At 33.5% G+C, this 12,196-nt stretch carries 11 protein-coding genes; 1 reads left to right on the forward strand and 10 read right to left on the reverse strand.

Going from position 1 to position 12,196, the window contains the following annotated elements; translation table 11 throughout:
• Positions 1-53: 53 nt before the first annotated feature.
• Positions 54-1,163 (reverse strand): M14 family zinc carboxypeptidase, encoded by a 1,110-nt coding sequence (locus AR685_RS01855; protein WP_059123766.1) that lies wholly within the window; start codon positions 1,161-1,163, stop codon positions 54-56.
• A gap of 855 nt (positions 1,164-2,018) precedes the next feature.
• Here AR685_RS01855 and AR685_RS01860 point away from each other — a divergent pair.
• Positions 2,019-2,543: a helix-turn-helix domain-containing protein gene (locus AR685_RS01860; RefSeq protein WP_047444159.1), complete on the forward strand. Its 525-nt coding sequence runs from the start codon at positions 2,019-2,021 to the stop codon at positions 2,541-2,543.
• 47 nt (positions 2,544-2,590) lie between these two features.
• Here the strand turns inward: AR685_RS01860 and AR685_RS01865 are convergent, their stop codons facing one another.
• From AR685_RS01865 to AR685_RS01905, 9 genes are all read right to left on the reverse strand, one after another.
• Positions 2,591-3,589 carry a T9SS type A sorting domain-containing protein gene (locus AR685_RS01865; protein WP_165592791.1) on the reverse strand — a complete coding sequence of 333 codons (999 nt, stop codon included), beginning with the start codon at positions 3,587-3,589 and terminating at the stop codon, positions 2,591-2,593.
• Between the two features lie 203 nt (positions 3,590-3,792).
• Positions 3,793-4,959, reverse strand: a complete 1,167-nt coding sequence (locus tag AR685_RS01870) for a proline dehydrogenase family protein (protein ID WP_047444161.1) — start codon at positions 4,957-4,959, stop codon at positions 3,793-3,795.
• A 64-nt stretch (positions 4,960-5,023) separates the two neighbouring features.
• Positions 5,024-5,953, reverse strand: a complete 930-nt coding sequence (locus tag AR685_RS01875; protein ID WP_059123550.1) for a UbiA family prenyltransferase — start codon at positions 5,951-5,953, stop codon at positions 5,024-5,026.
• A gap of 10 nt (positions 5,954-5,963) precedes the next feature.
• A complete protein-coding gene (locus AR685_RS01880; protein ID WP_059123551.1) occupies positions 5,964-6,890 on the reverse strand; it encodes a mevalonate kinase in 927 nt (308 codons plus the stop codon).
• A 71-nt stretch (positions 6,891-6,961) separates the two neighbouring features.
• The gene (locus tag AR685_RS01885; protein WP_047444163.1) at positions 6,962-8,440 is read right to left on the reverse strand and encodes an MFS transporter; all 1,479 of its coding nucleotides are present in this window, start codon (positions 8,438-8,440) and stop codon (positions 6,962-6,964) included.
• Between the two features lie 435 nt (positions 8,441-8,875).
• The gene (locus tag AR685_RS01890) at positions 8,876-10,054 is read right to left on the reverse strand and encodes an acetyl-CoA C-acyltransferase (protein WP_047444165.1); all 1,179 of its coding nucleotides are present in this window, start codon (positions 10,052-10,054) and stop codon (positions 8,876-8,878) included.
• Between the two features lie 105 nt (positions 10,055-10,159).
• Entirely contained in the window at positions 10,160-10,459 is a 300-nt protein-coding gene (locus AR685_RS01895; protein WP_131777585.1) for a hypothetical protein, read from the reverse strand.
• A 101-nt stretch (positions 10,460-10,560) separates the two neighbouring features.
• Positions 10,561-10,944 carry a hypothetical protein gene (locus AR685_RS01900; RefSeq protein WP_059123553.1) on the reverse strand — a complete coding sequence of 128 codons (384 nt, stop codon included), beginning with the start codon at positions 10,942-10,944 and terminating at the stop codon, positions 10,561-10,563.
• Between the two features lie 158 nt (positions 10,945-11,102).
• Positions 11,103-12,185, reverse strand: a complete 1,083-nt coding sequence (locus AR685_RS01905; RefSeq protein ID WP_059123554.1) for an OmpH family outer membrane protein — start codon at positions 12,183-12,185, stop codon at positions 11,103-11,105.
• Between the last annotated feature and the right edge of the window lie 11 nt (positions 12,186-12,196).

A 12,196-nucleotide genomic window follows, 5' to 3' on the forward strand; every position in this document is an offset into this window, starting at 1 on the left:
TACTCAATACAACTTAAAAGAGAAGCGGAACAAATTAATTTGTTCCGCTTTTTTTATTCTTCTATTTTGAAACTGACTTCTGCATCCAGTTTCGGATATTTTGTGTCGCTTACAAACCTTTTTCCGGTACAGTCAATTTCCAGCCATCCTTTTCTTTTCTTCACCTCTCCTGCTTCTACAACAAAAGGGACAAACAATATCTCGTCCTGTCCTTCTTCAAAAATTTCTCTGTACTGAACTGCAATATCGAGAATGCATTCATGGTCTGTATTCAACTTGACATTTCTATAGACAATATCGTAATGAGTCTCCTGATTTTCGGGAATTTCAAGATAATTTTCCCAGCCTGTTGTATCGGATCTTAATTCGCTAATTGCTTTTAACGCATAATAAAGTGCAATTGTATAATATTTTCTGGTTTCTTTTCTGGTATAGTCATCGATGAAATGTCCACCTTCAAACAGAATCGTAGGCATTCCTGCTTTAATAAAATTATCGCCAGTAGAAGTAGGATAGAACTCATCTGTATATCTTCCGATCTGATTAGGTATTAAATGTTTTAAGCTCTCATAAATTTTACCAATGACCGCCATACATTTCTTTCTGTTTTCAGTAACTGTCCGTTCTTCGTTTTCTGAGGGTGCCAAAAAGGATAGTGTTGCCGGATGTACTCCATCAGTTGTGAAAATGGTGCGTTGCTCATGAAGATTCAAAGCGTAATCATACTTCTTTGATGAAACCATTTTTTTTAAAAATTTAAGCTCCGTGCTTGCCTCATTATGAAAATCTCTGTTCAGATCAATTTCTGCAGCATTAAGTCTCGTCCATCTTTCAGAGCCGTCAGGATTGAGCATAAAGATAAAGTCTAAACTTATCTGACTGAAAAGCTGATCTCTCATTTCGGGAGCTTTCTTCAGTGTGGTTAAAAGATCCAGCATCGCATGTGTTGCATTCGATTCATTGCCGTGCATCTGCGACCAGGCTACAACACTTGTTTTACCATTTCCTATGCTCAATTTGTAAATAGGCTTATGTAAATAAGATCTGCCTATCTCCTGGATGTAATCGCTGAGATTGGTCTGTAGGTAAGAAAATAATTTTTCTGGGGAAATATAACGATTTTGGAAAACGGGATTTTGGATATACAAATGTTCAAAATTCATTCTAAAGAAATTTACATGAGTCAAAAATAACGATTTTTTAGGAAAAAACATTATTTACATTTGTAACAGTATTAAACAATGTAAATTGCCAAAAAGTCTGTTAGTTAAATTGTGGATTGCTAATAATTTAAATAAACTCATTTAATTCATTAAATATCAATTAATTAAATAAATCAACTCAATAACTAGTTCATATCTGCTTTAAGTGTGGGTAGGCTTATTTTAACCCATTTGAGTGCAATTATACTAAACATGCACAATGTGGATTAAGTGGTGAATTCATTCAAATATACAAATGTAAATTCCCCTAATTTATTTATTTATCCACAAAATTGCTGAATTCAAAATTGCTTGAGATGGCTAACTTAAGGTGAGTACTTTACTATCATTCGCAATTCTGTTTTTACCTCTTAATATTTTGTTAAAATTTAGTCCCATAAAGGTTTTTAGCGTAATTAAATTACAGTTATATAATATGAAGCACCCTAATTCACTACAAAACCAGGCATATAACCTCTCTCCCACTCTACAACATGGTTTTACCTCCTGAAATACCCGCAGTAAGGCTGTTACAGTTATTTTACGTATTTTAAAATCAAAAATTCTCTTTTCGATTTTACATTAGAAATATCATCTCGAGTTATACTTTAAGTAAAATACATACTGAGATATTCGTATTGTAAATTTTGTGGATAAAATGATTGCGGAAGTCAAATAGAAAATTAATCAACTGAATAACAATACTTTAAATCTATTTACTTTTGTATACTTTCACTGATTGAGATTGTTTACTTTTGTATTTTGCAAATGTAAATTTTATATTTACATTTGTAATAAGATTAAAAGCTTGTTTTTATGAGTTTAAATGAGAGAATTTCAAAAGTTATCGAATATTCTAATCTGAGCTCTTCGGAGTTTGCAGACGAAATTGATGTGCAGCGGTCTTCGATTTCGCATATTACGTCCGGAAGAAATAAACCTTCATTAGAATTTATTATCAAAATAAAATCAAGGTTCCCTGAGATTCTTTGGGATTGGTTGGTGACAGGTGACGGAGAAATGCTAAAATCTGATCTTCCAGATACATCAATATTAATCGATGAAGAAAAATTAAAACCAACTTCCCTGCCCGATTTATTTACCATGATAAATGAAGATGAAGATTTTGGAATTGCAGAAGAAAAACCTGAAGAAATTGAGGCCTTGCGAGAATCCATTATTCCACATCAAAGTAAAGGTCGGGAGAAAATATCCGATTCTCAGCCATTAGAAAGACCAAGTGAGGAAATAATAAATCAAGTTATTGAAAATCAATCGAATAAGATTAAACGTATAGTTTTGTTCTACGAAAATGGAAAATTCGAAAGTTTTGAGCCATAATAAAGCCTGATCAGTAATCAGGCTTAGAGAAATTTAAAAAATGGAGATTACATTTTTATAAGTTTTGTTATTTTAGGAGTTTCATTATTTTTAATTTTTATAATATAGTTCCCTTTCGGAAGATCTGATATATTATATTCTTCTGCACCTTTTAAAGTTTTAACAACCCTTCCAGATCCATCTATTATTTCAACTGAACTAATCTGAAGTTGTCCTGGATTATTAATCTTGAACATATCTTTTACCGGATTAGGATAAACTTGTATTCTATTATCATATTGCATAACCTCCTGTGTTCCCAATGATAATGAAGTATAGGTAATAACAAAAGGCATATCTACAGGGACGTCTGGTGCTGAAGCTGGGTTCCCTGCATCTATAATTGGTGCCCAAGTTCCTGCTACTGCATCAAGTTGTTTGGCATTAAAAGTTGGTAATCCTCTACTTCCAACAATTGTGACTGGAGGCAAGAACCCAGCATTAGCTACAGTTACGTTTTGTAACTGATATTTTATCCAATATGTTCCAGATCCTAATGTAACTGCAGTGTTTGCTGTCGTTTTCCAAATTTTTCTGTTTGTAACAGGAGTTACAGCTGTAGGTACTGTACTATTTCCCACTCTATACATATTTCCATCAACACTTGCAGCAAATCTATTGGTGGTATCATCCCCAAAAACACTTACAGCTCCAGAAACAGAAGGGTCTGAACTATAAATACGAACCCTTACTGTATTAAATGGTGAGGTAGTCCCCGCATAGCTGGTCTGATAAGCAAAGAAATCAATGCTGGTAATCTGCCATTGAAAGCCAAGTGGAACAGTAAAATCATCAGCAAGAAAGAAGTTTGCTGTAGTAGAACTGTAGGTTCCTCCTAAACCTAAACTAGTATTAGATTCTGTAGTATTTCCCGTGTTATTCTGAAGCTCAGACCATGTATATCCTGTAGGTGCAGCTACTCCGCTTTTAGAAGTAGCACCTGTACTTAAACCTCCGTTATTTAATGTTTGTGCAAATGAGAAGTTTGCTAACATAACTGTAGCCAAAAGTAAATTTTTATTCATAATGTAGATTTTAAAATGCGTAACTAATTTACAACAAAGATCAATTATCAACACTAAAAAATACACATAAATGAAATATTATTAAAAAAATCAATAATCTATTTTAAATTTACAAAAAATAAAAACTCATATAATAGAGAAAACTTCGTATTTAACGAAGTTTTCTCTATTATATCAAAATAAGATTATTTCTTTCTTCTATCAAGCTCTTTTTTAATTAGACCTAATTCTCTTCCGGTTTGTCCCGCAACTGAAGTGTTTTCTCTCGCTCTCCGTGTAAGATATGGTACAACATCTTTCACAGGTCCGTAGGGAAGATATTTAGCCACGTTATATCCTTTATCAGACAAGTAGAAGCTAATGTTATCACTCATTCCGTAAAGCTGCCCGAAATAGATATGGGGATCGTTATTTTCCAAACTTTTTGCTTTCATTTTATCCATCACCAATTCAGAGGATATTTCGTTATGGGTTCCAAAGAAAGCCGAAACTTTATCCAAATGATTTAAAATAAAATCAATTCCTGCATTGTAATTTTTGTCTGAAGCATCTTTAGTTGGCTGAATTGGATCTGCATAACCTTTCTCTGCAGCTCTCGCTCTTTCCTTCTCCATGTAAGCACCACGAACAATTTTATAACCTATGAAATAATTCCTTTCTCTTGCGCGCTGAAGATTGGCTTCCATATATTCCAAACGATGTGTTCTGTACATTTGAATGGTATTCCATACAATCGGTTTTTCCTGATTGTACTTTTCCATCATCTCTTCGCAAAGCTGATCAGCAGCATCCTGCATCCAGGATTCTTCGGCATCAATCATGACTTTTTTCTCATGCTCGTGGCAAAGTTTGCATACTTCATCAAACCTTTTAACAACTCTCGCCCATTCTTCTTTCTGGCTTGAAGTCAGTTCGGCATTTTTTCCTACTGCTTCATATAAATCAATTCTTCCGAAAGCTGTGGGTTTAAATACGATAAAAGGAATCGCAGGGTTTCCCACAGAAAATTTAATGATATCTTTAATCTCCTGACACACCGCATCAAAAGTTTCCTCATCTTCTTTCCCTTCAATGGAATAGTCGAAAATACTTCCAACACCTCTTTTGAAAAGCTGCTTCACCGCCTTCATACTTTCTTCACGCGTTTCACCACCTACAAACTGCTCAAACAAAGTATTTTTTACAATTCCGTTGACGAATGGAAAGTTATTGTGAACTGTGAAATTAAGCAGAGAAGTTCCGATATTGGTCAAAGCCGGCTGTTCAATCATTTTAAACATCCAATACGCTTTTCTCAATTGAGCATCTGTTTTATCAGCAAATGCGACTTTAGTATCGTTAAAAATGGGCATTCCTTTTTGTAAATTTTATTTTGGCAAATGTAAGAATAACCTGAATGTTTTTAAAATAAATTTTCTACAATTTACCCTCGATTCCGTTGAGCAACATTGAAATAATTCCTACAAAGACCCAAAACCGTAATATATTGAGTGTGAAAAACTTAGACTTTTTCGAGGAATTCAAGAATAAATAAATACATAAAATCATGATGAATAATCCTGAAGCAAAATAATAGGCCATAAAACCAGAAATTCCTGTTTTTAAAATGAGCTTCATTGAGACCAGCATGGTAACCATCAGAAGAGTGATAATAATTATCTTCGTGGTTTCACTTTTAAAATAATTAGGAATCGTTACATAGCCAAAAGTTTTGTCAACACTCTTTGTCAGAGTATCTTTTACAATATCGATGCATAAAAGGATCAAAAATAAAAAGATTGCCATCAGCAAAACTTTCTTTGAAAAAGTCTCGTAATACACCATCATTCCGAAGAATGGATATAAGGTTAGACTTACAAATGTGAGATTATTTAAAATTAAAATTCTACTCAGCTTATGACTATAAAACCACATAAAAAACTGGTAAATGATAAAAAAAATAAGAACTCTGTAAGAAATGAAACTTGCAACTCCCAAAGAAATTACCGTGAGAGCAAGATAAGCATACAGGAAATATCTTTGCTTAATAAAGCTTTGAATCCTTGTTCTGAAAGGTTTTACGATATGATCTTTTTCAAAATCATAAAATTGATTGATAATTCCGCCGGAAAGTATGGAAAGAACGGTACAGAAAATGATACCATGAACTTTAAAGTCGAAAACAAAACTTCTGAAAGATTCATCCTGATTAAATAGGAAAAATGTAGAAACGTATAATGCGAAGGTTAATAAAACAGCAACAAAAAACCTTGCACCTAAAAGGAAACCTACGAATTGTGAAAGTCTGTAAAACACAGATTTAGAAATAAAATTCTTTTCCTGGAAAGTTTCTTTTTCAGAATTCATTCCGGTATTTTTAGAATCTGTAAATCACTTCTTTATGAAAACCGTCAAGCATCTTTTCAGCTTTTTCGTAGTCTTTGGTAAAACCCAAAATATAACCTCCACCTCCGCTTCCGCAAAGTTTTAAGTAGTAAGCATTAGAATCCAAACCTTTTTTCCAGACATTAAAAATACTTTCAGGAATCATAGGACGGAAATGTTCGTATGCCCAGTGAGAAAGTTTTTTCAGATTTCTAAAGAACGGATTCATATCTTTTTTCAGGAAAGAATCGATACACGCATTGTTGTAACGGATAAATTCTTCTTTCAAGGTCTTACGAAAACCTTCGGTCTTCATTTTTTCAAAGAAAATCTGAACCATGGGTCCGGTTTCACCAATACTTCCCGAATCAATCAGAAAAATTGCACCTTTTCCTTCCTCACTTTTGGGAATTGAAACTTTGTCTACACTTTCTTTATTTTCTATAAGAATTGGCAGATTCATGTAGCAGATTAAAGGATCGATCCCTGAACTTCTTCCATGAAAATAACTTTCCATCAAGCCAAAAACCTTTTTCAGATTCTTAAGTTCGTCTTTAGAAATGTTATCCGGAATATATTTGGTGATAGAGTATCTTTCGAAAATGGCAGCTACCAAGGCTCCTGAACTCCCAACACCATATCCCTGAGGAATGTTGCTGTCGAAAAATAAACCTTTTGAAATTTCCTTTTGAAATTCAGAAACATTTAATTCAAAACCTTCTGGAAGGTCCAAATTGTGTAAGTATTCTGCATATTTGATTAAATGACCATTAGACTTCTTTTCAAATTCCGAGTCTAAAGATGAGAACTTTAAAGTCCCTTTATAAAAGCTGTACGGGAGTGTTAAACCCTGAGAATCTTCAATGATTCCGTATTCTCCGAAGAGAAGAATTTTAGCGTAAAACAAAGGGTTCGTCATTGTGTAATAAATCTTTTGTGCAAAGTTAACGTATTCTGCTGAATATTAACAAATTTTAAGCCAATCGCATTTTAAACCTTAGATTTCAAAAACCTGATCGTGATTGCTCCGGCAGCGAAAAATGTAGACATAGCAATAAATGCATACTGCATATTTCCGAATTTCTGAATGATCACACTGAAAATAAGCATTCCACAGATTATCGCAATCTTTTCAAGTACATCATAAAAGCTGAAATACGTGGTATTTTCCATTGAGTTTTCAGGTAAAAGCTTTGAGTATGTTGATCGTGACATCGCCTGTAAACCTCCCATTACCAAACCTATAAGTCCTGCTAAAGCATAGAACTGCAGCTGAAGATTAGGATTTTCTTTGTTTAAAGAGAATGCAGAAATACAACAAACAATCCAAATGATAACGGCGATAGTAATCACGTTTTTATTCCCAATCTTTTTTGAGAGTCTTGAGAACAAGAAAGCTCCGAAGATTGCAATAATCTGAATTACCAAAATGGTAATGATTAATTTGTACTTATCTGCCTGTTTAGGGAAAATATCTGTACTACCGAAAGGTACTGCCATCAGGAAAATCGTTTGCATCCCGACGCTGTAAAAGAAGAAGCTTAATAAAAAGAATTTCAAATTTTTATCAGCAAACAGTTTACTTCCTACTCTGAACAGTTCTCTGAAACTTTCTTTAGCGATATCTTTATAGAAGCTGATATTGTCTTTTAAAACCTCAAAAAATCCGCCTTGCTCTTCGTGTCTTTTGAAAATATTTTTATAATTTAATAAAACCAAATCTTTCGGTAATTTTTCTTTCACATCACCAAACTGAGGTAAATGTTTGAACGTGTACTGTGAAAAACCAAACCACCAAGCTCCCGTTAATAAAAAGCTTACTCTGATATAGATATTTGTCTGTTCAGGACCTTTCGCAACTACCTGAATTAAAACCAAACAGATAATCAATAAAACGACCGAACCTAAATATCCATAAATATAGCCTTTTGCAGAAAGTGCATCCTGCTTTTCGGGCGTGGCTATATCGGGTAAAAATGAGTTATAAAATACTAAACTTCCCCAGAAGCCTACACTTGCCGTGATACTGAATAGTAATCCGAGGAACACATTTTCCATTCCGGTAAACATCGCCAATCCCATACAAGAAGTTGCTCCCAGATAACAGAAAAACTGTAAGAATGACTTTTTATTTCCAATGGTATCTGCCAATGAAGATAAAAAAGGAGACAAAAGAACTACTAAAAAGAAAGATATTGCGTAAGAGAAACTCAAAACCGCATCTGGCTCGTAAGTTTCGCCGAAAACTTTAATCATATTTCTCACCGGAATTTCCTGCACTTCATTCGCTGCGGCTACATATTCTTTTTTGTTGTAAGCAGTGGTCAGAATAGTGTAGTAAATAGGAAATATCGCAGAGGTAATCACCAAAGAATAGACGGAATTTGCCCAATCATAGACAGCCCATGCTTTCATGATTTTTGGGTTATTCTTTATGTTTTGTGAAGGTTGAATTTCGGTTTCAGACATTTTAAAATGTATTAGTTGCACAAAAATAGAAAAACCGCTGAATATTCGGTGATTTTTATTTTGTTTCAGGGAAATATTATTGTTTGGTTTAAATTAAATATGCCTTTAAAATATTTTTAATGGAAAGTAAAAACCTATTCTAGTGAAGCTCGCCTGTTAGCCTTAAACAAAAAGACCAAAAACACTATTGCTTTTGGTCTTTATTTATTTAAAAATTTATCTGTTTAAGAAATCCTTGAATTTTGGATATTTGACAACTTTAAAAATAATTAATACAATACCGATACCCTAAAGAATGGATCCTATGGTTATGCATAAGTTCCACTCATTGCTCCAAATGAGATGTGAGTAATTTTTAGCCAAGCTCCAACTATATTTAATACAAAGCCTGCTAAAAATACAAATATGGCATATTTAGCTTTCATAAGAATTATCTTACAAATTCTCAATAACAATAGCAGAAGCTCCACCACCACCGTTACAGATCGCTGCAGCACCGTATTTTCCGTTGTTTTGCTTTAAAACATTGATTAAAGTTACAATGATTCTTGAACCCGAACTACCCAGTGGATGTCCTAAAGCTACTGCTCCACCGTTTACATTTACTTTGGCAGCATCTAATCCTAAAATTTTATTGTTCGCCAAACCTACTACAGAAAATGCTTCATTGAATTCAAAAAAGTCGATATCTGAAATCTCTAAACCTGCCTTTTTCAGAGCGATAGGTAATGCTTTTGATGGCGCAGTAGTAAAGTTTTCAGGCTCATGAGCTGCGTCTGCGTAAGAGACGATTTTTGCTAATGGTTTCAATCCTAATTCTTCCATTTTCTCTTTAGAAACAAGGATTAAAGCAGAAGCACCGTCATTTAAAGTAGATGCGTTAGCAGCTGTAACGGTTCCATCTTCTTTTTTGAAAACAGTAGGAAGTGTAGGAAGTCTGTCAAAATTAACCGCTTTATATTCCTCGTCTTCTGAAAAAATGATGGGATCTCCTTTTCTTTGTGGAATTGAAACAGGTACTACTTCTTCAGCAAATTTCCCTTCGCTCCAAGCTTTTGCAGATCTTTTGTAAGATTCAATGGCAAAATTATCCTGATCTTCTCTTGTAAAATGGTAATCTGTAGCACATTTTTCTGCGCAAACACCCATGTGAACTTTGTTGTAAACGTCTGTAAGACCGTCTAAAACCATTCCATCCTGCATTTTCACATCACCTAATTTGGTTGCGTTTCTTGCATTATAATAATGTGGAACTGAAGACATATTTTCCATCCCACCAGCAACAATAACATCTGCATCACCTGCTTTGATTGCCTGCGCAGCCATCGTAACAGCTTTCATTCCTGAAGCACAAACTTTGTTGATCGTTGTAGACGGTGTTTCGTTTGAAAGTCCTGCACCTAATGCAACCTGACGAGCTGGCGCCTGACCTTCACCTGCCTGCAAAACGTTACCCATATATATTTCCTGAACATTTTTTGGGTCAAGATTGATTTTATCTAATGCTCCTTTCACTGCTGCTGCTCCCAATTTTGTAGCAGGTACTGTTGATAAGCTTCCCATAAAACTTCCCATTGGGGTTCTTACCGCGGAAACGATGAATACTTCTTTCATATATTTATCTATTTAATTTTTGTTTAAGTATACTTACTATTTATTTTAAAATTTTAAAAAATGATTATCACTCAAGCCAATAGCAAACCAACTGAATAAAGCATCTTATTCTATTTTTTCAAGAATAATTTCATCGGTTTTATTAAAATACTGTGATGAAATTTTGATAAACTGATGATCTGTTTCTATAATTTTGTTAGTGATAACATCCCCTATTCTGATTGGGTTTTTACCGTCCGATTTCCCTGTTACTATGGTTTTATATGTACAGTCATCAAGAAATTCAACTTTATATTTGATGTAATCTTTTCCGTTGTTGGTATATTCTCGCTGAGAATCTTTTTTAATGACGATATTCCATTTTTTTGCAGATTCACCTTCTTTGATGAATTTCCCTACTTTCATAAGATGGCATTTTGCAGGCGAATCTGGTAATAAAAAATGTTCCTGGGATTTTACTTCTGAAGAGAAAAAAATGAATATGATGAATAAAAATGAATATATTCTCATAGTTTTTTCTTTGTAGCAAATAACATGATGATAGCACCTAAAAACTCCGCAGCCCAGCCCCATTTTAACTTCACCGTTGAAGCTAAAGTCTCTGTCCAAGATTTAAAAGGAAGAAAACTGAAATAGCTGAATGCCTGATATTTTGTCGCAAAAATTGTGAAGAGAAACAAGATAATTAATAAAACACTGAACGTTCTTACGATTTTCGGACTGTTATTGAGTATTCCAAACAATGCAATAGCCGAGAAAACCCAGCAGACAATGGCTAAATAATGATCAACTTCCCAGTAGTTCCAATTTCCGATAATCGGAACGTGTACGAGCGGCAGGAAGCTTCCAACCACTACTAAAATCAATCCAACTAACTGTATATTTTTCATCTTTTTATAAGATTCTGAGAAAGCCAAAGTACAAAAAAAAACACACTTTAAATAGGTGTGTTTTGAAATCAAATATTTGAATTTTAGCAATTACTATTAACAAAATATTTAAAGAAAATTTAATGAATTATTAATAAAAATAAAATTTAGATGAATAATTAGAAATTGATACTTGCCAATTCTAATCCGACCTGCAGACCATATTTTGATAAAAGAAGGGCATCATTATTAAAAGTTGGAGTAAAATCTTTTTGAATAAATAATCCAACACCTCCATAACCAATTCCAAATTTTCCACCTACAAGAAAGTTATTGACTCCATTACTTACCGTTTCTCGCTCTACAATTCTTTTAGAATAATCGGTTGAAAATTTATTATAAATAAAACTAGTCACTCTTACACCACCATATAACCCTGCAACGATATACATTTGCGTTTTTCTATTATCTATGTATTTCACGTTTTCATGGTCAACATATTTAGGATTCAGTACCCATTTTACCTCCAAGGGAATAGTAATATAACAATTATATAAACCCGTTTTTTTAAAAGCACCTTTTGTAAAGTCATGTAAATATAGATAATCTTCATTTTGAGAAAAAACTTTATCTTGTTTTGGCACAAATCTATCCGAACGATAACCTACTCCGAACCTGTAAAAAAATGGGCTTTTAAAACTTCCTAACTGATTTTCGTATCTTAAAGCTAAGTATGATGAATTAAATCCATTTTTTATTTCAGAATCTCCATTAAAAAAGCCCAAAGGCTCATTCTTGGTCACTAAACTTGTTCCCAAAAAGCCAACAGAAAGCTTTACAGAATGCAAATAATCTTTAGGAAGCATCACTCTTTTTTTCCTGAACAATACCCCCCCAGGGTAAGAATCAACAGTCAAGCTGTATTTTTTATTAGGATTTAAAACTGTAAATTTCACTAGTTCCTTCGTCGCAGTTTCTAGTTCAGATTTTTCATTTTCTATTTTTTCATTGATAATTTGCTCGTATTTTTCGGCAATTTCTTTTCTGCGTTTCGATTTTTCTTCAGTAACCGAAGCATTATTTCCTTTCAATCTTTCATCAAGCTTATCAAGTTCAATATTCATATTAGTTTTTTCAGATTGAACGATACTATCAATTTTTTTCGTGTATTTGTCCATCTCCGAAGAAACATTTTTATTATCCTGAGCGTAGACGCAAATGGAAAGTAAAAAAGCAGTAAATAAGGTAATTTTTGTTTTCATATCAAGCTTAT

Origin of the sequence: Chryseobacterium sp. JAH, assembly GCF_001507335.1 — a bacterium.
Classification (GTDB): domain Bacteria; phylum Bacteroidota; class Bacteroidia; order Flavobacteriales; family Weeksellaceae; genus Chryseobacterium.